This window comes from Acinetobacter piscicola (assembly GCF_002233755.1).
Lineage (GTDB): Bacteria > Pseudomonadota > Gammaproteobacteria > Pseudomonadales > Moraxellaceae > Acinetobacter > Acinetobacter piscicola.
In genome coordinates, this window is the sequence record NZ_NIFO01000001.1 from 397,642 (window position 1) to 421,262 (window position 23,621).

Annotated in this window: 30 protein-coding genes; 5 read left to right on the forward strand and 25 right to left on the reverse strand. The window is 34.9% G+C overall.

All coding sequences use genetic code 11. The annotated features are described in order from the left end of the window. Positions 1-71: 71 nt before the first annotated feature. Positions 72-554: a hypothetical protein gene (locus tag CDA10_RS06760; protein ID WP_157909346.1), complete on the reverse strand. Its 483-nt coding sequence runs from the start codon at positions 552-554 to the stop codon at positions 72-74. A 94-nt stretch (positions 555-648) separates the two neighbouring features. Continuing rightward, positions 649-924, reverse strand: coding sequence for a hypothetical protein (locus CDA10_RS06765; protein ID WP_089604848.1), 276 nt, complete (start codon positions 922-924; stop codon positions 649-651). Positions 925-1,137: 213 nt separating this feature from the next. Here CDA10_RS06765 and rtcR point away from each other — a divergent pair, with 213 nt between their 5' ends. Continuing rightward, entirely contained in the window at positions 1,138-2,745 is a 1,608-nt protein-coding gene (rtcR, locus tag CDA10_RS06770; protein WP_089604849.1) for an RNA repair transcriptional activator RtcR, read from the forward strand. Positions 2,746-2,752: 7 nt separating this feature from the next. On the opposite strand, the gene CDA10_RS06775 is transcribed toward rtcR, so the two are convergent. Together CDA10_RS06775 and CDA10_RS06780 are read right to left on the reverse strand one after the other, a co-directional pair. After that, a complete protein-coding gene (locus tag CDA10_RS06775) occupies positions 2,753-4,168 on the reverse strand; it encodes a patatin-like phospholipase family protein (RefSeq protein WP_089604850.1) in 1,416 nt (471 codons plus the stop codon). A gap of 292 nt (positions 4,169-4,460) precedes the next feature. Continuing rightward, complete coding sequence (locus CDA10_RS06780; protein ID WP_089604851.1) at positions 4,461-5,093, reverse strand: alpha/beta hydrolase; 633 nt, start codon at positions 5,091-5,093, stop codon at positions 4,461-4,463. Between the two features lie 124 nt (positions 5,094-5,217). Between CDA10_RS06780 and yaaA the strand changes: the two genes are divergently transcribed. Beyond that, the gene (gene yaaA / locus CDA10_RS06785; RefSeq protein ID WP_089604852.1) at positions 5,218-5,997 is read left to right on the forward strand and encodes a peroxide stress protein YaaA; all 780 of its coding nucleotides are present in this window, start codon (positions 5,218-5,220) and stop codon (positions 5,995-5,997) included. Positions 5,998-6,057: 60 nt separating this feature from the next. Here the strand turns inward: yaaA and CDA10_RS06790 are convergent, their stop codons facing one another. From CDA10_RS06790 to CDA10_RS06885, 20 genes are all read right to left on the reverse strand, one after another. Next, on the reverse strand, positions 6,058-6,459 hold the full coding sequence (locus CDA10_RS06790) for a hypothetical protein (RefSeq protein ID WP_157909347.1): 402 nt from the start codon (positions 6,457-6,459) through the stop codon (positions 6,058-6,060). A gap of 96 nt (positions 6,460-6,555) precedes the next feature. Beyond that, positions 6,556-7,188, reverse strand: a complete 633-nt coding sequence (locus CDA10_RS06795) for a DUF2238 domain-containing protein (protein WP_089604854.1) — start codon at positions 7,186-7,188, stop codon at positions 6,556-6,558. A gap of 102 nt (positions 7,189-7,290) precedes the next feature. Next, positions 7,291-8,679 carry an adenylosuccinate lyase gene (gene purB, locus CDA10_RS06800; protein ID WP_089604855.1) on the reverse strand — a complete coding sequence of 463 codons (1,389 nt, stop codon included), beginning with the start codon at positions 8,677-8,679 and terminating at the stop codon, positions 7,291-7,293. 62 nt (positions 8,680-8,741) lie between these two features. Next, entirely contained in the window at positions 8,742-9,473 is a 732-nt protein-coding gene (gene hflD / locus CDA10_RS06805; RefSeq protein WP_089604856.1) for a high frequency lysogenization protein HflD, read from the reverse strand. Between the two features lie 35 nt (positions 9,474-9,508). After that, positions 9,509-10,648 carry a tRNA 2-thiouridine(34) synthase MnmA gene (gene mnmA / locus CDA10_RS06810; protein ID WP_089605179.1) on the reverse strand — a complete coding sequence of 380 codons (1,140 nt, stop codon included), beginning with the start codon at positions 10,646-10,648 and terminating at the stop codon, positions 9,509-9,511. Positions 10,649-10,652: 4 nt separating this feature from the next. Continuing rightward, positions 10,653-11,138 carry an NUDIX hydrolase gene (locus CDA10_RS06815; RefSeq protein ID WP_089604857.1) on the reverse strand — a complete coding sequence of 162 codons (486 nt, stop codon included), beginning with the start codon at positions 11,136-11,138 and terminating at the stop codon, positions 10,653-10,655. Positions 11,139-11,247: 109 nt separating this feature from the next. After that, a complete protein-coding gene (locus CDA10_RS06820; protein ID WP_407640365.1) occupies positions 11,248-11,670 on the reverse strand; it encodes an NF045616 family extracytoplasmic (lipo)protein in 423 nt (140 codons plus the stop codon). A 30-nt stretch (positions 11,671-11,700) separates the two neighbouring features. Next, positions 11,701-12,108, reverse strand: coding sequence for an NF045616 family extracytoplasmic (lipo)protein (locus CDA10_RS06825; RefSeq protein WP_089604859.1), 408 nt, complete (start codon positions 12,106-12,108; stop codon positions 11,701-11,703). Beyond that, entirely contained in the window at positions 12,096-12,506 is a 411-nt protein-coding gene (locus CDA10_RS06830) for an NF045616 family extracytoplasmic (lipo)protein (RefSeq protein ID WP_089604860.1), read from the reverse strand. The genes CDA10_RS06825 and CDA10_RS06830 overlap by 13 nt, the downstream gene beginning before the upstream one ends. Before the next feature lie 8 nt (positions 12,507-12,514). Then, entirely contained in the window at positions 12,515-13,021 is a 507-nt protein-coding gene (locus tag CDA10_RS06835) for an NF045616 family extracytoplasmic (lipo)protein (protein ID WP_089604861.1), read from the reverse strand. Further along, entirely contained in the window at positions 12,996-13,451 is a 456-nt protein-coding gene (locus tag CDA10_RS06840; RefSeq protein WP_089604862.1) for an NF045616 family extracytoplasmic (lipo)protein, read from the reverse strand. Before CDA10_RS06840 ends, CDA10_RS06835 begins: the two co-directional genes overlap by 26 nt. Before the next feature lie 62 nt (positions 13,452-13,513). Then, positions 13,514-13,924: an NF045616 family extracytoplasmic (lipo)protein gene (locus CDA10_RS17190; RefSeq protein WP_089605180.1), complete on the reverse strand. Its 411-nt coding sequence runs from the start codon at positions 13,922-13,924 to the stop codon at positions 13,514-13,516. A 25-nt stretch (positions 13,925-13,949) separates the two neighbouring features. After that, on the reverse strand, positions 13,950-14,351 hold the full coding sequence (locus CDA10_RS06850) for an NF045616 family extracytoplasmic (lipo)protein (protein ID WP_089604863.1): 402 nt from the start codon (positions 14,349-14,351) through the stop codon (positions 13,950-13,952). 3 nt (positions 14,352-14,354) lie between these two features. After that, on the reverse strand, positions 14,355-14,771 hold the full coding sequence (locus CDA10_RS06855; RefSeq protein ID WP_407640366.1) for an NF045616 family extracytoplasmic (lipo)protein: 417 nt from the start codon (positions 14,769-14,771) through the stop codon (positions 14,355-14,357). A gap of 2 nt (positions 14,772-14,773) precedes the next feature. Continuing rightward, on the reverse strand, positions 14,774-15,445 hold the full coding sequence (locus CDA10_RS06860) for a zinc protease (RefSeq protein ID WP_089604865.1): 672 nt from the start codon (positions 15,443-15,445) through the stop codon (positions 14,774-14,776). Further along, positions 15,438-15,968, reverse strand: a complete 531-nt coding sequence (locus tag CDA10_RS06865) for a PAAR domain-containing protein (protein ID WP_089604866.1) — start codon at positions 15,966-15,968, stop codon at positions 15,438-15,440. The genes CDA10_RS06860 and CDA10_RS06865 overlap by 8 nt, the downstream gene beginning before the upstream one ends. 475 nt (positions 15,969-16,443) lie before the next feature. Next, positions 16,444-16,989, reverse strand: coding sequence for a gamma carbonic anhydrase family protein (locus tag CDA10_RS06870; protein ID WP_089604867.1), 546 nt, complete (start codon positions 16,987-16,989; stop codon positions 16,444-16,446). Between the two features lie 126 nt (positions 16,990-17,115). Then, positions 17,116-18,264, reverse strand: a complete 1,149-nt coding sequence (gene dacC, locus CDA10_RS06875) for a D-alanyl-D-alanine carboxypeptidase PBP5/6 (RefSeq protein ID WP_089604868.1) — start codon at positions 18,262-18,264, stop codon at positions 17,116-17,118. 117 nt (positions 18,265-18,381) lie between these two features. Next, positions 18,382-18,780 (reverse strand): MCR_0457 family protein, encoded by a 399-nt coding sequence (locus tag CDA10_RS06880; protein WP_089604869.1) that lies wholly within the window; start codon positions 18,778-18,780, stop codon positions 18,382-18,384. Between the two features lie 182 nt (positions 18,781-18,962). Beyond that, positions 18,963-19,328 (reverse strand): MCR_0457 family protein, encoded by a 366-nt coding sequence (locus CDA10_RS06885; protein ID WP_089604870.1) that lies wholly within the window; start codon positions 19,326-19,328, stop codon positions 18,963-18,965. 118 nt (positions 19,329-19,446) lie between these two features. Between CDA10_RS06885 and surE the strand changes: the two genes are divergently transcribed. From surE to CDA10_RS06900, 3 genes are all read left to right on the forward strand, one after another. Beyond that, positions 19,447-20,232 (forward strand): 5'/3'-nucleotidase SurE, encoded by a 786-nt coding sequence (gene surE / locus CDA10_RS06890; protein ID WP_089604871.1) that lies wholly within the window; start codon positions 19,447-19,449, stop codon positions 20,230-20,232. 104 nt (positions 20,233-20,336) lie between these two features. Continuing rightward, positions 20,337-21,182, forward strand: coding sequence for a peptidoglycan DD-metalloendopeptidase family protein (locus CDA10_RS06895; RefSeq protein WP_089604872.1), 846 nt, complete (start codon positions 20,337-20,339; stop codon positions 21,180-21,182). 95 nt (positions 21,183-21,277) lie between these two features. Continuing rightward, positions 21,278-22,210 (forward strand): LysR family transcriptional regulator, encoded by a 933-nt coding sequence (locus tag CDA10_RS06900; protein ID WP_089605181.1) that lies wholly within the window; start codon positions 21,278-21,280, stop codon positions 22,208-22,210. A 164-nt stretch (positions 22,211-22,374) separates the two neighbouring features. Here the strand turns inward: CDA10_RS06900 and CDA10_RS06905 are convergent, their stop codons facing one another. Continuing rightward, positions 22,375-23,586: an aspartate aminotransferase family protein gene (locus CDA10_RS06905; protein ID WP_089604873.1), complete on the reverse strand. Its 1,212-nt coding sequence runs from the start codon at positions 23,584-23,586 to the stop codon at positions 22,375-22,377. Positions 23,587-23,621 lie beyond the last annotated feature (35 nt).

A 23,621-nucleotide genomic window follows, 5' to 3' on the forward strand; every position in this document is an offset into this window, starting at 1 on the left:
ATGTTGATAAATATTAAATAAAATAAAATATTTTTTCATTTAAAGGTTTTGTGTATAGTTTTTTAAGAAAATTATATATCTTTAAATATATCTAAATATAAATTTTTATATCTACTAAATCCTATATCTAAGGCGTATTTTCCACCTGTAATGATGAGATAATAATTAATCTCGCCATTAGGGAAATCCAGTTTGCTAAAGTACATGGGATGATCTGGAAATTGATAGTCGTAGCACTGTGCAATGTAATCGAGTATTCGGAATGTTAGGAAACTCCTTTTGTCATCTAAGTTTTGAGTTGGTAAGCGGGTATTAAGTAATAAAAATAAAGGAAATATTTTACTTTCAAGTTCACCAAGTGAAATTTGCTTTGCAGTAAATTTATGTTCTTTGAAAAAATGATAATGTTTAAAAAAATTACTTTCTAAATCTAAATTCTCATCATATTTGATGTAGTCAGCTGTAATTAAAAACTCCCTGATTTGCCCATCAGTTTCAGAAATACCTTCTAAATATCCTGCAAGATGACGAACTTCTCTTTTATTTAATTTCATAATGTCACATATTTTTTGAGAATCCATATAGTAAATATGGATTCTATAGACGAATTTTAGATAAAACGACTGAATGAATTTTTTCCAGAAACGCTTACTGAATATCCCACACAGTATTTTCATCAGTGTGTTGATAATGCTCCTCAATATGGATTTTCAGCCTAATTGCAAGAGGATCATCTTTCAATATTTGGCTATGACCCATCAAAAGTTTCTTTTCGGTCTTTTTACGATTTTTACTGGGTGGCTTTTCATGATAATTTTGGCATTTTTTATACCAATGATTTGTTTGCAGGTAGTATTTTTTGATTCTTAATTGCTCTAGGGCAAGATCAATATTGTCGTTTTGAACAATAACTTGTATAGACATGATTTGCGTTTTAAAGACTGACACCTGTCTATGGTTTTGAGTTGAAGTGTTAAATTAGCAAAAGTGATGAAAAGATACAAGAATCTTGTCTATGGTTAAAATGATTAATCAGAGGATCAAACAATATCGGATCACCACAAAGACTAAATTTAAATGTTTTATGATAAAAATCTAGATATGATGGTTATGAAAATATAAAATTTTATAGAAAGTATGCAAAATACCAAAAAAACAGTCGTTATAGGTTTTGTGGGTTCAACCTTAGATCAAGGCAAAAAGCCTGAGCGTTGGCAACGTTGGCGTCCGACTATGAGCTTACTCATGCATGAAGACCTCATTGTTGACGAGTTGGTATTATTGCACGATCGCCGTAATGCAGGTTTAGTTGAGCATTTACAGCGAGATGCTTTACAGCTTTCTCCACAAACGCAGGTGACAGGTCATAAAGTCAATATTCGAGATCCGTGGGATTTTTCGGATATGTATGGTGCATTGTATGACTTCGTAAAGTCATATCCGTTTGATATTGAAAATAATCATTATCTATTGCATATCACCACTGGAACACATGTAGCACAAATCTGTTGGTATTTACTGATAGATGCTCATTATCTTCCTGCAAAACTCATTCAAAGCTCACCAACAGGTAAACAACAGCCTGAAGGTGAATATCGGATTATCGATTTAGATTTATCTCGTTATGCAGCTTTAACACAGCGTTTTGAGCATGAGCAGTCGGAAAATTGGTTACAGCTTAAAGCCAATATTGCGACAAAAAATAAAAGCTTTAATCAACTCATTCAAGAGGTTGAATTGGTCGCAACACGTTCGAGTGCGCCAATTCTAATCATGGGGGCGACAGGTGTAGGAAAATCACACCTAGCCAAACAGATTTATCAGCTTAAAAAAGAAAAGTTTCATTTATCAGGACGTTTCATCGATGTGAACTGCGCTACTTTAATCGGTGATAGTGCCATGTCGACATTATTTGGACACAGCAAAGGTGCTTTTACAGGAGCGATTGCAGCACGGACAGGTTATTTAAAAAGTGCAGATAACGGTATTTTATTCCTCGATGAAATTGGTGAATTGGGACTTGATGAGCAAGCGATGCTGCTGAAAGCACTTGAAGATAAATCTTTTTTCCCAGTGGGTAGTGACAAGGAAATTCAGGCTGATTTTCAACTGATTGCAGGGACAAATAAAGATTTACGTGAAGAAGTTCAGGCAGGGCGCTTCCGTGAGGATTTGTGGGCACGACTCAATACTTGGACATTCTTTTTACCCAGTTTAAAAGACCGTTTAGAGGATATTGCACCTAATATAGAATTTGAATTACAACGTTTTGCCAATCAACATCAACGTCAATTACGTTTTCATAGCGATGCCTTGCAGAAATATTTAAAATTTGCACAGTCTTATGAAGCGACTTGGCAAGGTAATTTTCGTGATTTAACCGCTAGCGTAACTCGAATGGCGACTTTAGCGAATGGTGAGCGGATTGGCTTAAATGAAGTGAGTGCTGAAATCAATCGCTTACAAAAGATTTGGAATATTGAGCAGCATGCATCTTCAACGTTATTTTCAAATCTTGATCAAATACTAAGTGCCGAACAAATTGCACAGATTGATGAATTTGATCGTATTCAGCTTGAAGGTGTCATTGAAATTTGCCGTAAATCGAAGTCTATGGCAGATGCAGGACGTCGTCTATTCTCGGTCTCTCGTGAGCAACGGCAAAGTACGAATGATAGTGATCGAGTTAAAAAATATTTGGCAAAATTTTCTTTAAATTGGGATGATGTTAGTCGGAAGTTTTAATTCATCTTTAGAGTAGGCTCTGAATTGAACATCGCTTTATTTCTTGAAGTTTCTGTTTTTGTTTATCTGTTAAAGTCACTTTGATATCTTTGCGGACTTTTTTATATGCTCTCCAATTAAAACCTGTTTTTATTGGGTCAGGATGGTTGTTTAAATCGTTTTGTTGATACGTATTTTGTTTTGTAACGATAAAGTTATGCGCTGCTTTGACACCTAGTGCAAAGAGAGCCGCTTTTTGATCAGAATTCATATTGAAATCAAGCCAATGAAATTTATATTCATTTGATTCAGCAGTATTAATATAGGTAATTAATTGTTGGTAATCATCATTTTGGTGTAAAAAACTATAATCAGCAGTGTGTCGGGCTGAATCAAATAATGTGCTTAAGTAGCTAGAAATGCTGTTTATATTTTTCGCTTGCTGACGATCTACACCGAGTTTGACACCAAATGTAGGGCATAACGGAATAAATTCACGTTGATGAAAAACATCAATTGGAAAATTTGACACGATTCCACCATCAACAAAATATGCCTTTTGAGGTGCTTCACCTTTAAATCCAGTGAGCTTTTCCCAACACGGTTTTTTATCTCTTGGAATATCTTCAATTACATGCGGTTTAAAGAATAGAGGAATCGACATCGAAGCACGTACATAATGTTTTGGATGTGTTGTTAGTGGCATAGTCCAATATAAAGCAGCCATTCTTGGAAATATGATTTTACTTTCAGTACTCACATCCGTTGCTATTATTGCGAGTTCATTATGTTTAAAATCGTATTCTAATCTTGTACGGTCTTGAGCTAAATCATCTCGATCATTTGTATCGCGAATTTTAAGTAGATTTTCCTTATTCTCTAATTTTTTTAATAAATCTAGCGTGTTAAAGTTTTTGCCAAGGGTTTCTTCTAACCATTGTTCAAATGCTTCTCCTGAATTAATCCCTAACTGTGTTTTACTAAACTTTCCAATTAAACCCAAGCCAATAATTTTAGGCAGCATGGCGATCCAAAAATTATCTTGTTGTTGAATGTTCTTAACCAATGCTTTGGCGAGTAGACCACCATCGACAAATTTATCCATACTCATCGAATCGAGTACTGCTAGGAGTTTTTCACTTTTAGGCTCATGTGACTGTCCTAATGAGGCAAGAAATAATGCATTGATTGCACCAGCGGATGTTCCAGCAATATTCAAAAATCGAATACCTGCTTGTTCTAAGGCATAGGTATAGCCGACCAGTGCAATACCAAGTACACCACCGCCTTCGAGCACTAAATCGACATATTGATGGCCTTCGCTATCGGTTAAATCTGAAATAGGATGTTGTTGAATACGTTTTTGAATGTCAGCGACATAGTCTGAAATCTTTTTATTTTCATTTGGATATTTGTAGTTACCTATTTTAGAGATTAAGGTCATTTTCACACCCTAGTTATTATTGGTTTGATTCAATTCTACGTTAAATAAGCAAAGTGCAATTGGGGTTTTTATGAAAACATAAGCCAAATCGTAACAACATTTTTAATGTCTTTTATGATTGGAGGTATTGGTCATTTGCCTAATTTAAAAATACTGAGCAAGATGTTGCATGATTCTAATTTATTGATACTTTATGTACTGATGGTTTTATGTATTAATAGCTATATAGATTAATGATTTATAGAAGAGCTAAACAGTGGTTAGCTCTTCTAAGTGTTATATTGTTCAAATGTTAAGGTACGAGCAAAAAACGATTAATTGAGATTCTTAACTGTTTCAGATAACCCGTAAAGAAATGATTTGCACCAGGTAATACCGTAATGAGATGGCGTTGCGGTTTTGCCCACTCGATTAAATCACTTAATTTAGTTGTTGGGTCTGCTTCACCATGTACAAACAAGATATCACCTTTAATCGGTGGTGTTTCATAGTGGCGAAGACCGTCAACAGTTGCTGTCGGTAGACCACATAAAATCACTTGTTTAGGCTTAATTTCATCAGGCAGGGCATGATAAGCTTTTGCCATAACATGTGCGCCGAAACTAAAGCCACCTACATAAAAAGGTAGACTTTTGTGTAATTGTCTAACATGTTTAATGACATCTAAAATGTCATCAGTTTCACCATGACCTTCGTCGTGAACACCTTCACATTGACCTGAACCACGGAAACTTGGACGATAAACCACACAACCTTGTTCAGTAAGAATCTGTGCAAGTAGTGCAGGTACTTTATGTTGCGGTGTTCCACCTTGCAGTGGATGAGGATGACAAACGACAGCAAATCCTTTTACTTCGCCCAGAGGATAGTCAACAAAAATTTCGATTTTGCCGACCGAACCTTGAATGAACAGTTGTTCGGACATAATTTAAACGACAAATAGCAGGGGAGTGTTATAGTTTACCGATTCTGTTCATAGAAAACACGAATTGGAGTTAAAATATTCTGACTGATATAGTTTGATTAATTATTTTTTGATCAGGAAGCCCATGCTCGCCCTAATTTCCCCTGCTAAGACGCTCGATTATGAATCTACACGACCGACTGATACACACACCATACCAAGACTGCTTGATCAATCTCAACAGCTTATCGACCTAAGTCGTAAACTATCAGCCTCAGAAATCGCCAGTTTAATGAAAGTCAGCGAAAAAATTGCTCATTTAAATGTCGAACGTTTTCGCGATTGGAATTCAGATTTTAACTTTTCGAATGCAAGACAGGCAATTTTCGCATTCAAAGGCGATGTTTACACAGGTTTAGATGCTTATCATCTGTCAGCTGAAGACCTAGCATTTGCTCAAAAACATTTACGTAGCCTCTCTGGCCTATATGGTTTGTTACGCCCTTTAGATTTGATGATGCCTTATCGTTTGGAAATGGGAATTCGACTTACCAACGCGCGTGGTCATAATCTTTATGATTTTTGGGAAGATCGAATCACGAATTTGATTAATCAAGATTTAGAACAAACAGGTTCAAAAGTATTGGTTAATATTGCTTCTGATGAATACTATAAATCAGTGAAAGAGTCCAAAATTCAAGCTGAAATTATTAAACCGGTCTTTTTAGACCAAAAGAATGGTCAATACAAAGTGATCAGCTTTTATGCCAAAAAAGCGCGTGGTTTGATGGCTCGTTATATCATTCAAAATCAATTGGATAAATTGGAAGATTTAAAATCATTTAATATCGATGGTTATTATTTTGATGCAGATAGTTCGTTGAAAGGCGAGTTGGTGTTTAAACGTGATGAGCGTGTTGCTTAAAATTTAAAGAATCCGCCAATCTTAGGATTGGCGTTGTTCAGCCTTTTCAAGTTATCCAAATCAATGTTTTGAAAATTGATCAACTAAAGGCTCTAATTTTTCTTGAGCAGTTTTATTCTTGTTGAAGACAAAAAGATCATTCATATTGTATTTGGCTGTATGAAGTTGTAATCCATTATCAAACAAATGTAAATATGCTTTAGAAATAACAGAATTTGTATCTTTATCTTTTTTAACATCATAAGTAAGCGTGTATTTACAGTCATTTGGTTTTTGTTGTGCATAAACCTGAGTATTGATTTGATTCGCTGTAAATCTATTTACGATGATATTTAAGTATTCTTTTGATGGATCTACGGCATTATTTTCTTGAATGCACACTTTGGTTAAAGCGGGTAATTGTTCAGTATTTACAATAGCATTGAAAGATTGATGGCTGACACATCCAGTTAAACCAGCCATCAAAGTCATTAGAAAAATTGAGTTCTTATTCATTGTATTCATATTTAATATAAAAAATAGTGTGATTTATTTTACATTAAAATATAAATTTGACAACTATGCTTGATTTTTTGTTTGTGTAAGCATGAACAAGCCTGTGAAAATTGCACCAATTGTGGCAAGGAACATATCTTTATGTGCATCCCACATATCACCTTGTTGACCATTATAATTTTCAGCTTCTTCAGGAGATAAACCTATAGCAATCCACCATTCAATCCATTCATAAACCAAGCTACTCGCCATGACGAATTGAATAATTAATAAGAAGAGTACTTTAGGTTTTAAACTCGGTAACCAAACTTGGAAAAGACGATAGAAAATTGGGTATAAAAATAGCCCATAAAAGAAATGTACGAAGCGGTCGAACATATTGCGTGTCCAACCCATTGCATGGTTAAGGTCGAAGTGTAAGTATTTGATCATCCAGTCATTATAGGGTACATAAGAGTAGAGATAATGTGCAGCAATCACATGAATGATTAGAAATAATATGTATAAGAAAAATGCCGAAAAGCTAAGTCCTATTTTTTTAATACATATAAATAAACCAATTAGCATGAGCACAGTGCCGACTTGATGCAATAAATAAGAGGGATATTCTAAGGGGTGGATACTGGCGATAATAATGGCTATTGCCAAAACAGAGAGTACAAACCAATGTTTTGAAGTGAGTGAATAATAAATCATTTCGTTATTTTCATTGTGAAATTTTAAATGATTGTAATCAAAATACAATAAAAATGCGAAGCAAAAGCTTCGCATTTTCAATGTTAAAATAAAACTAGAGTCTTAGATTTTAGCAATCAAATCTTTGATCTGTTTTGCTTGATCAGCAGCATTACCTGTATAGGTTGCAGGTGTCATTTCAGCTAAACGTGCACGATCAGCGGCAGGAACTGCTTCAAGCTCATTTCCGTTCACAAAATCAACCATCATGTCACGTGTCATGGCCTGACCACGAGTTAGTGCTTTTAATTTTTCGTATGGCTTTTCAACATTATAACGACGCATTACGGTTTGAATTGGCTCAGCTAAGACTTCTTGAGCTTGATCCAAATCTTCAAGAATACGTGCAGCATTAAGCTCAAGTTTACCAATACCTTTTAAGCAAGCTTCAAAAGCAATTAAGCTTTGTGCTAAGCCTACACCCATATTACGTAATACAGTTGAGTCAGTTAAGTCACGCTGCCAACGAGAAATAGGCAGTTTTTCACCTAAATGAGCCAATACCGCATTGGCAATACCTAAGTTGCCTTCAGAGTTTTCAAAGTCAATCGGATTCACTTTATGTGGCATGGTTGAAGAACCAACTTCACCTTCTTTTAAACGTTGTTTGAAGAAACCTAAAGAGATATAACCCCAAACATCACGGTTAAAGTCGATCAAAATCGTGTTGAAGCGACGTAAAGCATCGAACAATTCAGCAATATAATCGTGTGGTTCGATTTGAGTGGTATATGGGTTGAATGTTAAACCTAAAGATTCAACAAAAGCTTGCGAGTGAGCTGGCCAGTTGATTTCAGGGTAAGCAGAGTAATGTGCATTATAGTTACCTACAGCACCATTGATTTTACCCAATAATTCTACTTGATTGAATTGTTTGATTTGACGTGCTAAACGATAAGCCACGTTCGCCATTTCTTTACCCAAAGTGGTTGGGCTAGCCGTTTGACCATGTGTACGTGACAACATAGGTTGTTCAGCATGTGTTTCTGCCAAAGTAACAATAGAATCAACGATCTGTTGCATAGAAGCAACCAATACTTCACGACCATTTTTTAGCATTAACGCATGAGAAAGGTTGTTAATGTCTTCTGATGTACATGCAAAGTGAATGAATTCGCCTGCATTTTTTAATTCATCGATGTGTGCAATTTTTTCTTTTAAGAAATATTCAACCGCTTTAACATCGTGGTTAGTGGTACGCTCAATTTCTTTAATGCGATTTGCATCTTCTTCAGAAAAATCTGTAACGATTGCATCTAAAGCAGCATTTGTTGCCGCCGAGAAAGCAGGAACTTCTGTAATTTCCGGACGGTTCGCAAGCGCTTGTAACCAGCGCACTTCAACAGTCACACGAGCATGGATTAAACCAAACTCAGAGAGGAAAGGGCGCAGAGCATCACATTTGCTTGCATAGCGTCCATCTAATGGAGAAAGTGCAGTTAAAGCGTTCATAAAGATTCCTTAGATTTTGGAATTAAACGTAAATACAAAACGGAAGCCCTTTACTCATCAAATTAAACAACCTGATATTGTAGTCGGGCAAGATCTTGAATATCTTGGAGAAGTTTGCGTTTACTAAACATCATATTCCATGAGCTACCACCCAGTTGTCGCCAAAGGTGAGCCATTTGCAAACCAGTAAATAAACTGGCACGAATACGATTGGTATGCGATGCGTCTTTAAACGCTTCTGCATTACCACGCACGAGAATTCGGGGATTGATTTGACCAGCAGTATCTACATAAGTTTGTGCTAAATTGGCAATAATACTTGGGTGCATGTAGTCATGATCAAAAAAAGAAAGCTGTTTTAATATTTTTTGTTGTGATTTTTCAATGATTTCTACAAATTTTGGATTGCCATATACTTTCTTTTCTAATGCTAAAAGTGACATGGCATAGGTCATGGGTAATTTTGCACTGGAAAGTTTAGGAATTCGTGATTTGGGTGAAGTATTAAATGGTTGGGTGATGCTGCTTTCTAAGGCTTTCAGTCCGAGAGAAATATCAGCCAATTGATTAAAGAAATCTAGGGTTTGATTGGAACAATTATCGGCAGGGCGAATATTCAAGCTGGCTTTAATCAATTGTTCGAAGTAAAAATTACCACTTTCGCCAATACTTTGATGTCCTGACATTGCAGTCATATGCGTCAGCTGTGTTGCTTGGAACACAGCCGCTAACGCCAAAGCTCTGTTTTGGCGTTGATTCAAAGTTTGAGGCTGTTGAAAGGGTAACTCAACCATGCCTAAATTCCTTTAAATAATTCTGAAAATTTAAACTATTGAACAATAAAGTCGGGTTTTGGTGCATTGGTATGATGTATCACACCACCACCTAAACATACTTCATTTACATAGAATACAACGCTTTGTCCCGGCGTTACAGCTCTTTGCGGTTCATCAAATTCAACACGGACACCATTTGGTACATCAGTGTCGTTATAAATTGTACAAGCTTGATCTGGCTGACGATAACGTGTTTTTGCCGTGCATCGGAAACCTGTTTCTGGAATCGCTTGCTCACCTGCAACCCAATCGATTGCTTCAGACCATAAAGTGGTACTTTGCATAAGTGGGTGTTCGTGACCTTGACCGACAACTAAACGATTACCTTCAATATCTTTATGCAAAACAAACCAAGCGCCTTCCTCAGCACCTTTAAGACCGCCTAAACCGATACCACCACGCTGACCGAGCGTATAGTACATTAAGCCGTGATGTTCACCAACCTCTTTTCCTGTATCTAGGACAATTTTTCCAGGCTGAGCGGGTAAATATTGTTTAAGAAAGTCATTAAAACGACGTTCACCAATAAAACAAATACCTGTTGAATCTTTTTTCTTAGCCGTTGCTAAACCCAAATCCTCTGCAATTTTACGAACTTGAGGTTTTTCAATTTCACCAACGGGGAATAGAGTCTTGTTAATTTCACGACCATGTACTGCATGTAAAAAGTAAGTTTGATCTTTATTATCGTCAACACCACGTAGTAAAGGTGCGTATTCTTCACCACGAGAATTAGTCATCGTTTCACCACGACGGCAATAATGACCCGTTGCAATAAAGTCTGCACCTAAATTTATGGCATGGTCTAAAAATGCGCGGAACTTAATTTCTTTATTACATAGAATATCTGGATTTGGCGTGCGACCAGCAGCATATTCTGCTAGAAAGTGTTCAAAGACACGATCCCAATATTCCATCGCAAAATTGGCTGTGTGTAACTTGATACCAATTTTATCGCAAACAGCCTGAGCATCAGCAAGATCATCCATTGCTGTGCAGTATTCCGTCCCATCATCTTCTTCCCAGTTTTTCATGAAAAGTCCTTCAACTTGATATCCTTGTTGAAGAAGAAGTGCTGCAGAAACAGATGAATCTACACCACCAGACATACCGACGATGACACGTTGTTGCATAGGATTAGGCATCCAAATTTGAAATTAAAGGAGAGTTTTGGTGCTCATAAATGAGCGAAAGTGGGTATTTTTGACCAGAAAGAGCATCTTGTACAGCTTTAATTACCAAAGGGCTGCGAGCGCGTGCAGTTTCAAGTAATTCTTCAAGGCTCATCCATTTTGGGCCAATGATATCTGTATCTAATTCAGCTTCTGGAAAATACTCAAGCACATGCGCTAAAAAACAAAATCTATAATAGGTGCGATCTGGAAACATGGGCGGGGTATAAGTGTAGATTCCAAGCAATGAATCAATTTCTACTGCATGACCCGTTTCTTCCATGGTTTCACGTATTGCTGCTTGGACTATACTTTCACCACATTCAACATGCCCTGCAGGTTGGTTGAATACCGTGTGTGTAACACCTTCTGTATGTTCTTCTACAAAAAGGAATTTTCCGTTTTTTTCTACAACTGTAGCAACGGTAACATGTGGTGTCCAAGAGGTCATAAACAGCACCATGGGAAATAAAGCACTATTCTACAAAATTTTGGGAGTGGTGGCTATGTAGAAATTTATTTTGAGTAGCGAAAATTTGGAATGACTTACACACTTTTAATCATTCACTTATGGGACAAGTTGTTTCACCAACTTTAACTTCTTTGATGATTATTTGATTATTCTCATCTTTTATGCAAATGAATGAATCATAGGTTTTATTTGTATCTAAAATGACTTCATACACAACATTCTTTTCAAATTTATCTATAGGCACTTCTAAGCATTCTTCTTTTTTAATGGGTATAGGTTTACTTTTGTTTCTATGTATTTGTTCAAAATCAGTTTTCAGCTTTTTTGTTGAGTCAAATTTTAATATGTAAATCAATAATTGTCCTTTAAACCCATAATCAGTATTGGGATCATTCGTAAAAAAGCAAAGGTTGTTATTTTTAATGATAACATCTAATTTTTTACTCATTTGGCTACATCCGATGAAGGATAATAAGAAGAAACTGAGTAGTAAGAGTATTGTAGTTTTCATAATTATTTTTAACTCGATGTATTTTGAAAATTAATTCACAGGGCAAGTTTTCTCACCAGTAGTGATTTTCTGAACAAGTATTCGATTATTATTGTTTTTTAAACAGATTTCTACGATATATGTGCGCCTCATTTCTAATGAAACTAAGTATGGTGTATCTTTCTTTAATGTGTTGATTGGAATTTTTAGACAATCTTTTTCTTTTATTGGTAAAGGACTATTTGTATATTTTTTTTCAAAAACTGTTGCTATTTCTTTTTTATGCTCAAGTTTGTTTATATAAATGAGTAATTCTTTATTTGAATCATAGTAATTAGTGTCTGGATCATTTGTAAAAAAGCAAAGGCTATTATTTTTAATGATGACATCTAATTCTTTACTCATTTGGGTGCAACCAATGAGAACTAAAATTGATAAAGCTACAGTCAGTTTGAACATGAGCTATCTTCTGGTCTCATAATTTTGAAAGTTAAAATAGGTTTTTTCTTTGAGATACAAACTAAAGCGGAAAAGTTTTTATTTGTTTCTAGGTTAACTTTATAGATCTTATTTTCTTCAAAAACATTCGACGGTATGGTTAAACAATCATTTTTCTCAATCGGAAATTTTGTATTTGTGTATACTTTATCGTAAAGGCTTTTAAATTTTTCGTTTGGGTTGTACTCACCTACAAAAATCGTAAAGTAATTATCATTACTTAGATATGTATTTTTATTGTTGGTGTAGATACATAAATTATTATCTTTCGTATTAATATTTAGTTTGTGACTGAGTGGTTGTGCACATCCTGAAATAAATAGTCCTATGCTGACATATAAGAATGCTAATTTGTTCATAATTTAACCTACGGGCAAGTTGTTTTACCTGCTTCAACCTTTTTAACAACTAATTGATTATTATCATTTCTTATACAAATTAAAGCATGATAGATTTTATTTGTTTCTAGGGTAACTTGATATACCGTATTTTTTTTAAATTTATCTGCTGATAGTTCCAAACAATTTTTTTCTTTAATTGGAAGAGCATGGCCTGAATATGATTTTTCAAAATCAGTTACAAATTGTTTGGTAAAATCAACCTTTCCAAATGATAATAATAAATCATTGTCGTAACTATATTGGGTATCTAAATCATTTGTGAAAAAACACAAGTTATTTTCCTTTGCAGTAACATCTAAATTTTTTCCTCCTGAACTACATCCAAGTAGGGCTAAAAAAGAAAAACTCAATGTTAAAAAAATAAAGATGCTTATATTTGATATTTTAATAATAAACTCCTCAAATTTAGTGCTGCTATATTTTTGAAAGTTATTAATGATTAATATCCTAAAATATATTGAAAAATTTTTCAAAAAAAGTCTTTTCCTTTTCGGAGGGTAGAGGGGTATTTGAACACTGATGTCCATTAATAACTTCATTTAGTTGGATTTTTTCTGAATTATGCGAAACACAAACTCGTACTGCATATGATTTTTCCATATCAAAAACAATATCATAAGGGATATTGTTTTTGAAAGTTGATGAACCTATAGGAATACAATTATTACTATAGATGGGTGTTTTTATGTTTTTATAGACTTGACTATATGTACTTTTAAATTTTTTTCCAGAAATGATTTCTCCTATGTATACATAAATTTGATTGTTATAAGGTTTTGCCTTTGTGTCATTGGTGTAAAGACAAATGTTTTTGTCTTTTATGGTTAGATGTAAAGGTTTATCTGGTGATGCAAAAGCATGGCTAGATAAAATAAATAATAGAAAGAAATTAACTTTTTTCATACCAGATAATTCCACTAAAAGAAAAGCTTGTGATAATAAATACTACTTTATTAATTAATTAATTAATTAATGCATGAGCTATCTTCTGGTTTCATAATCTTGAAAGTTAAAATAGGTTTTTTCTTTGAGACACAAACTAAAGCGGAAAAGTTTTTGTTGGTTTCTAGGTTAACGTTATATATTTTATTTTCTTCAAAAATATTCGACGGTATGGTTAAGCAATCACTTTTCTCAATCGGAAATTTTGTATTTTTGTATACTTTATTGTAAAGGCTTTTAAATTTTTCGTTTGGGTTGTACTCACCTACAAAAATAGTAAAGTAAATATCATTACTTAGGTATGTATTTTTATTGTTGGTGTAGATACATAAATTATTATCTTTCGTATCAATATTTAGTTTGTGACTGAGTGGTTGTGCACAACCTAACAATATTATTGAAATAAAAACTAAAGAGTATATAGAGTTATTCATAATTTTTTTATTAGTTAATGAAGTCTTAATCACAGGTACTTTCACCTGCTTTCACTTGTTTAATAGAAAATGAGTTATTTTTTTCTAAGATACAAATTCTAGAAGTAAAAGTTTTATTTATTGTGCTCAATGTAATTGTATATGCCTTATCTTTCTCTATTTTATTCAAAGGGATATAGATACAGTTTTTTATTTCTGTAGGAAAAACTGTGTTATTATATTTATTTTCATACTCAGCTTTATAGTCTTTGTCAAAATTGATCAGTCCAAAGTGCACGAGAAAATTTTCAGTTTTATAACCTTGATGTTCGTTTGTGTATATACATAAGTTTTCATTACTCATCTTAATATTTAACTCATGGTTTTGTTGATTACATCCAGAAATAAATAGACCGATGCTGACATATAAGAATACTGATTTGTTCATAATTTAATCTGCAGGACAGGTTGTTTCACCAACGACAATTTCTTTTACAATTAATTGATTGTTTTTGCTTTTTAAACAAACTTCTGCGACGTAAGTATGGCTAATATCTAATACAACTGAATATGCTATATTTTTTTTAAACTGACTCAATGGTATTTCTAGACAATTCTCCTGTTTAATTGGTAAAGGTCTATTTATATATTTTTTTTCAAAAATTGTTGTTATTTCTTTTTTATGCTCAAGTTTACTCATATAAATAAATAATTCTTTATTTGAATCATAGTAATCAGTGGCTGGATCATTTGTAAAAAAGCAAAGACTATTATTTTTAATGATTACATCTAATTTTTTACTCATTTGGCTGCAGCCTATGAGAGTTAATATAAATAAACTTAATGTGATGTATGTAATACTTTTCATAACTATAATTTCGGTAGTAAATTTGAATTATTTGGATTAATTAAAAAGCTATTAAGTATTTTTTTAACTTGAGGTAGTAGGTGAATGCTTGTTTGATGGTGTTTTCTAGTAGGAGCAACATTTTTTAAATGAACAGCATCGAAATAAAATTCAATAATTCTACCTTGTTGTTCAAAATTAAAATCATTAAATTTTTTATTGTAATCTCGACCTAATAAATCCGTATCATATGCTTTTAGTTCATTCTTTCCGGAGTCTACAGAGTTAACTTGGGAAGTATAATCACCGTTACATAAATGTTTAATACCAAACCATCCGTTTGGAGTTCCTAATTGGTATTGCCAAACATGAGTCATTTCATGAATAAACCAATGTCGATCTTCCCCACGTGTTGCGATGCTAAAATCTTGGTTTTTAATATATTCATTTCTAGATAGCACAATTTCACCCGCAGGTGACATCGCATTTCCTGTTTTGCTATGTATATAACCTCCAATATTGATCAACACTTTTGAGTAGTCAATCGAATTCTTAAAAACCAATTGGCACATTTGTATTTCACCAGCAGTGAGTTTTCTTCTAACGCCAATTTTAAGATGTAATGCACTAGCAGTTTTAAAGTCCTTATCCATTTTTTGCAATTTAGCTTTGAAACTCGCCAGTACATTACTCATGATCATGTTTCTCATTCATGATTATTCTTATTTCGACTTCTTCATCACTATCACCAGTCGCAAATTCAGTTAAACCATTCATATCAGTTTTACCATGTATGACTCCATTTTTAGTAATGATTTCATAACACATATTAACTAAGGGCTCTTCCGTTAGCTCATCTTTTAGAAAAAATCTTTGACCGTATTGAAGCTGAGGTATATAGACGGAATTAGCTGTATTTTTTGATGAAAATTTAGAACTTCCTGAACTCGAACCACTGGCCATGACAGCTAAGTCCGATATTTTAATGTATCTTGAACCACATGTTGAAAGATCACCAGCGGCAACAATACTTTTACCTCCAACCGTCATAAAACCTTGATTAGAGGCAATGGCCTTTGATTGTATTTGACATCTAGGACAGTAGTGAGTCATTCCATCAAGATGCACAGCTTTACCTTCAACAATAAAAGATGAATCACCTAAAATGATGTATCCACCATGATCAGTTGTACAGCCAACAGTTATTAATGCTTTCATTTTATTTTTTACTTATATTTAAGAGTCTTGTATTAAAACATAAACAATAAGGGAGGTGAAATTTTGTATTTTTATTATAATCACATAAAATTTATATTAATTTTAACTTGAGCATAATAAGATAGGGTGTTTGTATCAGTTATAAATTTTAAAGTGAAATTAAAGAATATAATCTTCATTATTCAAAGCAAAACAATAAAATTGAGTTGTCAGAAATTAAATGTAAGTATTAAATTTAATGTTTGATTTACGACCTAAATACTCAAAAAAAATAAGATAAATACCTTTGAATTTGTATTTCCTTCAAAATAAATATGTTTTGATATGTTACAAATACATGCTTTTGAATCGATATCTTAATTGCAAAGCTTTTGCAGCTCTCTAAATAAGCATCATTCGAAAACACGTATTTAAATTTCAACGTGAATGTAATAATAAGTTTGATTATTCAAAAACTTGTTTTCAGATTTCACAGTTAGTTATTTTCTTGTTGTAAATAATTCCCCGCTACCTTTACATAATGTCTTGCTGAATAAGGTAAAAACTCTTTTTCTTTCTCGGTTAAAGCTCGAACTTTTTGTACAGGACTCCCCACATATAAAAAACCACTTTCTAAACGCTTACGTGGCGGAACCAAAGACCCTGCACCAATCATCACATCATCTTCGATAATGACATCATCCAAAACAATACTATTAATTCCGATCAATACACGATTACCAATTGTGCAACCATGTAAAGTCACATGATGGCCAACCGTTACATCCTCACCAATGACTAAAGGTGAACCATTGGGTTTGGCATCATTTTTATGGCTTACATGTAACATACAGTGGTCTTGAACATTAGAATAACGACCAATCTTAATGCTATTTACATCGCCACGAATGACAGCAAAAGGCCAAACAGAAACATTTTCAGCTAAAGATACTTCGCCAACAATCACAGATAAATCATCAATATAACAAGTCGAATCAATCTTTGGGTGATGCTCTAAATATGTACGAATATTCTTTTTCATTGGCGACATTCCTTTTCAATATCCAATATCATTTTTAAACATTCAGACCATTATAAATAAAAAAGCATCCATGTTAAGAACATGAATGCTTTAGTCTAAGACAAAACGAAGCGTTAAATCTTGGAATTAAAACAAGTTGCTAAAGAACATTTTAATATGATCAATTAAACGAGAGAAGAAACCAGCTTCTTCAACCGCTTTTAAAGCAACTAAAGGTTTTTCAGCAATCACTTTACCATCTAAAGTCGCTGTCAATTTACCCACAACTTGACCTTGTTTTAACGGTGCATTTAAGTTCGGTTGAACATTGACTTGTGTTTTGATCGCATTGGCCTGACCTTTAGGCATGGTCACATTGAAGTTTTCTGCCAAACCAATTTGAACATCATTTTCTTGGCCGAAGTAAACTTTTGATTTTGCAAGAGCTTTGTTGGCAGGCTGTACACTTACAGTTTCAAAGTTTGAATAACCCCAAGCTAAAAGCGTACGAGTTTGACTTGCACGTTCATTCATCGATGGCGCACCAAAGATCACTGAAATCAAACGCATTGGTCCACGTTTAGAAGACGTTGTTAAGCAATAACCTGCTTCGTCAGTATGACCTGTTTTTAAACCATCAACACTTGGATCTGTATAAAGCAGGGCATTACGGTTACCTTGCTTGATCCCGTTGAACGTGAATTCTTTTTCAGAGTAAATTGGATAATATTTTGAGCTGTCATGAATGATATGTTGCGCTAAAGTCGCCATATCTTTCGCAGTTGAATAATGTCCTTCAGCGGGCATACCTGTTGCATTGATAAAATGAGTATTCACCATACCAACACGTTTTGCTTCTTGGTTCATGGCATAGGCAAAAGAACCTTCATTGCCTGAAATATGCTCAGCCATTGCTTTAGAAGCATCATTACCAGACTGAATGATAATACCACGCAACATTTCTAAAACTGTTGCTGTACCGTTCAACGGCACGTACATACATGATTCAGTGCTACTACCACGACACCATGCAGACTCATTCATGCGAACTTTTTCATCTTCAGTCAGTTCACCTTTAAGGAGTTTTTGCTCAATGATGTAACTGGTCATCATTTTGGTCATTGAAGCGGGCGCTAACTTTTCATTTTCATTTTTAGATGCAAGAATTTGCCCAGTCTCATAGTCCATCAAGACATACGATTTATTATTTAATTCTGGCGGTGTAGATAAGACGGTTGCTGCGTAAGAAAATGAGGGTAAAAGTAATAATGCAGCAATGGCGCTTTTTCTGGTCATTCTAGGTCGTTCCAATCGTTATATGGGCACAAAAACAGCCTAGTATTCTAGGATAAAGCAAAGCCGACTTCTACACGAAAAGTCGGCTTATTTCCTACTTATTGTAACTATTTTACTTTAATAGTTGTAATCAACCACTTCTTGGCACATTTCTTTGTTTTCTTTATCACCAAAGCGTTTCGAGTCTGCTTGAATTTGCTTTAAAGAAGTTTTGAACTCTTTTTGTTTGCTGAGTTGTTTGATTGCTTCTTGAGGGTTCGCTTCATTTGGTAATACTTTTTTCAATTCAATATCATAATTATGTTTAAATTTATTACTGTCTTTATCATCAATAAGTGACGGGCAAATTAAAGATAAATGATATACAGTCGCAATTTCGCCTATAGATATTTGTTCTTGAGTTACATCAATATTTTCTTCGCTTGCAGCTTTGTTTGGTGCAGCAAAGGTTTGAGTCATCAGAAAGCTACTTGCTGAAATAAGACTTAATGTAAGCATTTTAAAAGACATACGCATGATTAAACTCATAAACTTAAGAATGCGCATAGATTAAACATAAAAGCAGTGAAAAATATAGAGATAATGTATTGATGTTGTAGAGTTATATGAACTTATAATAGTTTAAATCATGCAGAAACAGTGAGCTATAAACAGAGCAACTATGGGTTTCTGCATGACAATTATGGCTTGGCTAATCTTTAAGATTCAAGTGTTAAAATATCATTACAAACAGCTTTATTCTCATCACCCTCTACTTCTTTGGCACTTGTTTGAGCTTCTTTAAATGCAGCTTGGTATTCCGCATCTTGTTGTAATTGTACCAATGTGGTTGATTTAGATAACTCTTTCAATGAACTTTGAGTTAATCCATCAATTTTACTGTTTAAAATTGGATTATTTCCAATCAAAGCAGGGCATACTTCCGCCAATACTTGAGTTGCAGCAATATCTTCTTTAATTATAAGGTCTGCTTCTTGTGTGCTTAATGTTTCAGAAAATGCAGATTGTGCAAAAAGTGTGATGAATGCTATAGAAAATGTGCGAATAAGAGAACGTGTAATCATCTTTTTTAACTACAAATTGATTTAGAATTGGATGCGTAACTATATATAATTGTTGAATAAATTTAAATCTATTTATTTAACGTAGACCGAATAAATGATGACTGAAGAGTAGACTATAGTGAATATTTTAATTGCAAATGATGATGGTGTTTTTGCACCTGGTATTCAAGCACTTGCCAAAGCATTAAGACCATTGGGGCGTGTTGTAGTTGTAGCACCTGAAAGTGAACGTAGTGGTTTTTCGAGTGCACTTACATTGGATCGTCCACTTAGACCGATTCAAATCGCGCCTGATATGTGGGCGGTCAATGGTACACCAGCAGACTGTGTTTATTTATCTATGAATGGCTTATTTGACTTTGAATTTGACTTGGTGGTCAGTGGCATCAATAGCGGAGCCAATCTTGGTGATGATGTGCTGTATTCAGGCACAGTGGGTGCAGCTTTTGAAGGGCGTTTGATGAAGCAAGCGGCAATTGCTGTTTCATTGGCAGGCAGTAATGTGCGTTCTTATGAAAGCGCAGATGATTATGTGCAGGCCGCAAATTGGGTGTATGAATTCATTGCCAATGGATTACCACAACTGCCAGAACGGCATATTTTTAATATTAATATCCCCGATGTAGCAGAAATAAAAGGTGCGCAAATTACCTATCAAGGTAAACGAATTCAATCTAAACCGATCACCAGTCATGTTGACCCACGTGGACGGCAAGTTTATTGGATTGGTTTAGCCGGTGAAGCGATAACGGATCCCGAAAAAAACCTACGAGATATTCAATCCGATTTTTTTGCAATTGCGAATGGGTTTGTTAGTATTACTCCCATTCAAATGGATGCGACCAATTACGGTGTATTGGAATCATTGCAATCGCAACTATCACATAGTCGTTTTGATGTTTGAATGTTATAAGTTTGTGAAAAAGCACTGTTAAACGGTGAAAGTTAATTGTTTTTTGCTAATCTTAGCAAAATATTTCAAATTTTAAGATGTAGAGAGGGAAATCAATGCTTTTGGCTCGATCACAGCTCCAAATTCAAATGCCTAAGGTATGGATAAAAACGATTTTTTTAACAATCGCAATCACTTCTACATTGCTTGTTACGGGTTGTGCATCAAAACCACAAATTAATAATCCAACTCGATATGCAGTAGCACCAGATTATTATACTGTTCGTTCAGGAGATACATTAAGCGGTATTTCAATGCGTTACGGCTTAAGTTACATCAGTGTTGCTGAGATGAATGATATTGCGGCACCTTATAGAATCTATGTCGGGCAATCGATTCGTCTGAAAAAATCGGGCAATAATGTCAACCGCCCTGCAACACAAGCATTAACGACTGCACCACAAATTCAACGTCAGACCATTAATTTACCAACACAGCAACCAGTATCGCCACCTGTTGTGCAAACAGCCCCTGCAACAACAACTGCACCTGTAGTGACAGCACAAGTGCCTGTCATTCCAGCAAAGAGCACAAGTTTAAGATGGGTTAAACCATCAAATGGGCCTGTGATTGCAAACTTTAATGTAACAAATAATATCAAAGGTTTGCGATTTGGCGGTAATCAAGGCGATCCAGTCTTTGCAGCAGCCGATGGGCAAGTGGTTTATGCTGCTGATGGATTGAAAGAGTATGGTAATCTTGTATTAATAAAACACATTGATGGTTACATAACTGCATACGCTCATAACAGTCAAATGTTAGTAAAAAGTGGTCAAAATGTTAGCGCAGGACAAAAGATTGCAGAGATGGGTTCTTCTGGTACAAATAGTGTTATGCTGGAGTTTCAAGTACGATTAGATGGTAAACCTATCAATCCTGCAAATATTTTACCAGTAAGTTAATAATTTTGATGCAAAGTGTAATTTTCTTCGTATAATACAATGAGTTGTTTTGAATGGAAAAATGTGAAGCAACTCATAATTTCAGAGGGAAATTTATGTTAGATCAACTTCGAGCAATGGGTGTCTTTGCTTGTGTTGTTGAAAAAAGCTCTTTCAGTGGTGCCGCGCGTGATCTTGGCATTACGACAAGTGCAGTTAGTCAGCAAATTCGATCTTTAGAACATGAAATGGAGGTTACACTTCTACATCGTTCTACACGGAAACTGAGTTTAACTGAGGCTGGTCAAGCTTTTTTCCACAGCTGTCAAGAAATGCTTGCTGCGGCAGAGCGTGGAAAAATCCGAATTAATGAGTTGCGAGACGACTTAGTTGGTGATTTACGCATTGCGACTACCCCAGAAATAGGTGCAACACATGTTGTACCTGCATTATCACATTGGATGTCTGCACATCGTGGTTTGATGGTTCATTTTGAAGCAGATAACCAGTATATCGACTTGATTCAAGAGCGTATCGATATTGCTATTCGTATGTCTTCTAAAATGGAAGATTCGAATAACTTAAGTTGTATGCCATTGGCACGAGTAGATCAGATCTTAGTTGCATCGCCAAGTTATTTAAATCAAACATCGCCTATTTCACGTCCTGAAAATTTACAGAATCATGATCTGATTCCAATAAATATTTTGAAAAACTATCAACATTTTTCATTTCAGCATGGTACGACAGGCGAAGTTGTTAATTTAGAGATGAAGCACCGTCTTCAAACAAATAATGTATTTATTGCAAAATCTCTATGCCAAAATGGTCATGGGATTGCACGCATTCTTTATTTAGATGTGCAAAAAGAATTGATGAATGGGACATTGGTTGAAGTATTACCAGAGTGGAAATTACCAACTTTCACTTTGAGTGCGGTAACCTTAAAACGTGAACAACAACCGATGAAGATTCATCGTTGTTTAGATGCTTTAAAACAATATTTCGGCCAACTACCAGGTGGCAGAATTTTCCAAGAAGCTTCGTAAAAGTTCAAATCTAAATAGAAAAGCCGCTTTATAGCGGCTTTTCTATTTCTGTTATTTATCAATGTTCGCAATCAAAGCTGAACCCAATGATTTAAATGGCTTGATATGAGCCCATTTAAATCATTTATACTTGAAGTACTTAACTTGAGTGTCGTGGTGATCAATTATGCTAAAAAATTCTTAATCGCAGGAACTAAACGGCTTAATAAATCATTTGCTTGTTGATGATTCATGTTCAATGCAGGAAGTAAGCGAACAACATTGCCTGAAGTTACGTTGATAATAAGATGATGTTCATCACGTGCAATATTTACAAGCTCAGCACATGCCTTAGGTAGTTCGATACCAATCATCATACCGAAACCACGAACGATGACATTTTGATCCGCAAGTTGAGTGCGGAATTGTTCAACCAAATAAGCACCGATTTCGGCCGCATTCGCAACAATATTTTCTTTCTCAATCAAATCAATGACTGTGTAGACAATACGAGAACCTAAGTGCGTTCCGCTGTATGTTGAACCGTGATTACCCGCGGTCAATACACCAACGCCACGGCCTTGTGTCATTACAGCACCAATTGGAAAGCCATTACCCAAACCTTTTGCTGTGGTTAGAACATCGGGAACGATATTGGTGTGTTGATAAGCAAAATATTTACCAGTACGTCCATTACCTGTTTGTACTTCATCAAGCATCATTAACCAATTGTGTTGATTACAAATGTGACGGATTTCTTCAAGATAACTAAAGCCTTGTGGAGCAGTATTTACGCCACCTTCACCTTGAATCGGTTCAACTAGAATTGCCACAATATCAGGATGATTAATCGCAGCTTCTTCAATCGCTTCGATGTCCCCAAATGGAACACGAATGAAACCTTCAACTAAAGGTGCAAAGCCTTCTTGAACTTTTTTATTGCCTGTTGCAGATAATGTCGCAAGGGTACGACCATGAAAAGATTGATCAGCGACAATAATTTTAGGGGTGCTAATACCTTGCAGATGGGCAAATTTACGTGCAATTTTAATTGCACCTTCATTCGATTCTGCACCACTGTTGGAGAAGAAAATTTCTTCCATACCAGAAACTTCTGCAAGTTTCTGAGCGGCAGCCGTTTGCCAAGCCACTTCATAAATATTACTGGTATGAATTAAAGTCGCTGCTTGTTCAGCAATCGCTTCTGCGATGATAGGATGTGCATGACCTAAACCACAAACCGCAATTCCTGTAAGTGCATCAAAATACTCAGTATTATCTTCTGTGTAAAGATAAGAACCTCGTCCTCGCACAAAACTGATCGGTTGACGGCTAAATACAGACATCAAGTGAGATGGTTGATCAGGTTGTACCGGAGCGAGGGTGATATTGTTCATGACTAACTCTTATCTGTTAGGAATAAAAAGAAAAG

Coding starts and splice junctions, on each gene's coding strand:
- CDA10_RS06815 (WP_089604857.1), bottom strand. CDS start 11,138: ATGACCTCTTGGACACCACATGTTACCGTTGCTACAGTTGTAGAAAAA.
- CDA10_RS06860 (WP_089604865.1), bottom strand. CDS start 15,445: ATGAGTAATGTACTGGCGAGTTTCAAAGCTAAATTGCAAAAAATGGAT.
- dacC (WP_089604868.1), bottom strand. CDS start 18,264: ATGACCAGAAAAAGCGCCATTGCTGCATTATTACTTTTACCCTCATTT.
- CDA10_RS06905 (WP_089604873.1), bottom strand. CDS start 23,586: ATGAACAATATCACCCTCGCTCCGGTACAACCTGATCAACCATCTCAC.
- CDA10_RS06885 (WP_089604870.1), bottom strand. CDS start 19,328: ATGATTACACGTTCTCTTATTCGCACATTTTCTATAGCATTCATCACA.
- CDA10_RS06790 (WP_157909347.1), bottom strand. CDS start 6,459: ATGGCTGGTTTAACTGGATGTGTCAGCCATCAATCTTTCAATGCTATT.
- CDA10_RS06820 (WP_407640365.1), bottom strand. CDS start 11,670: ATGAAAACTACAATACTCTTACTACTCAGTTTCTTCTTATTATCCTTC.
- CDA10_RS06795 (WP_089604854.1), bottom strand. CDS start 7,188: ATGATTTATTATTCACTCACTTCAAAACATTGGTTTGTACTCTCTGTT.
- CDA10_RS06865 (WP_089604866.1), bottom strand. CDS start 15,968: ATGAAAGCATTAATAACTGTTGGCTGTACAACTGATCATGGTGGATAC.
- yaaA (WP_089604852.1), top strand. CDS start 5,218: ATGCTCGCCCTAATTTCCCCTGCTAAGACGCTCGATTATGAATCTACA.
- mnmA (WP_089605179.1), bottom strand. CDS start 10,648: ATGCAACAACGTGTCATCGTCGGTATGTCTGGTGGTGTAGATTCATCT.
- CDA10_RS06780 (WP_089604851.1), bottom strand. CDS start 5,093: ATGTCCGAACAACTGTTCATTCAAGGTTCGGTCGGCAAAATCGAAATT.
- purB (WP_089604855.1), bottom strand. CDS start 8,679: ATGAACGCTTTAACTGCACTTTCTCCATTAGATGGACGCTATGCAAGC.
- CDA10_RS06775 (WP_089604850.1), bottom strand. CDS start 4,168: ATGACCTTAATCTCTAAAATAGGTAACTACAAATATCCAAATGAAAAT.
- CDA10_RS06900 (WP_089605181.1), top strand. CDS start 21,278: ATGTTAGATCAACTTCGAGCAATGGGTGTCTTTGCTTGTGTTGTTGAA.
- CDA10_RS06895 (WP_089604872.1), top strand. CDS start 20,337: ATGCTTTTGGCTCGATCACAGCTCCAAATTCAAATGCCTAAGGTATGG.
- CDA10_RS06760 (WP_157909346.1), bottom strand. CDS start 554: ATGAAATTAAATAAAAGAGAAGTTCGTCATCTTGCAGGATATTTAGAA.
- CDA10_RS06825 (WP_089604859.1), bottom strand. CDS start 12,108: ATGTTCAAACTGACTGTAGCTTTATCAATTTTAGTTCTCATTGGTTGC.
- hflD (WP_089604856.1), bottom strand. CDS start 9,473: ATGGTTGAGTTACCCTTTCAACAGCCTCAAACTTTGAATCAACGCCAA.
- CDA10_RS06880 (WP_089604869.1), bottom strand. CDS start 18,780: ATGCGTATGTCTTTTAAAATGCTTACATTAAGTCTTATTTCAGCAAGT.
- CDA10_RS06765 (WP_089604848.1), bottom strand. CDS start 924: ATGTCTATACAAGTTATTGTTCAAAACGACAATATTGATCTTGCCCTA.
- CDA10_RS06850 (WP_089604863.1), bottom strand. CDS start 14,351: ATGAACAAATCAGTATTCTTATATGTCAGCATCGGTCTATTTATTTCT.
- CDA10_RS06840 (WP_089604862.1), bottom strand. CDS start 13,451: ATGAAAAAAGTTAATTTCTTTCTATTATTTATTTTATCTAGCCATGCT.
- CDA10_RS17190 (WP_089605180.1), bottom strand. CDS start 13,924: ATGAATAACTCTATATACTCTTTAGTTTTTATTTCAATAATATTGTTA.
- CDA10_RS06855 (WP_407640366.1), bottom strand. CDS start 14,771: ATGAAAAGTATTACATACATCACATTAAGTTTATTTATATTAACTCTC.
- CDA10_RS06870 (WP_089604867.1), bottom strand. CDS start 16,989: ATGAAAAAGAATATTCGTACATATTTAGAGCATCACCCAAAGATTGAT.
- rtcR (WP_089604849.1), top strand. CDS start 1,138: ATGCAAAATACCAAAAAAACAGTCGTTATAGGTTTTGTGGGTTCAACC.
- CDA10_RS06830 (WP_089604860.1), bottom strand. CDS start 12,506: ATGAACAAATTAGCATTCTTATATGTCAGCATAGGACTATTTATTTCA.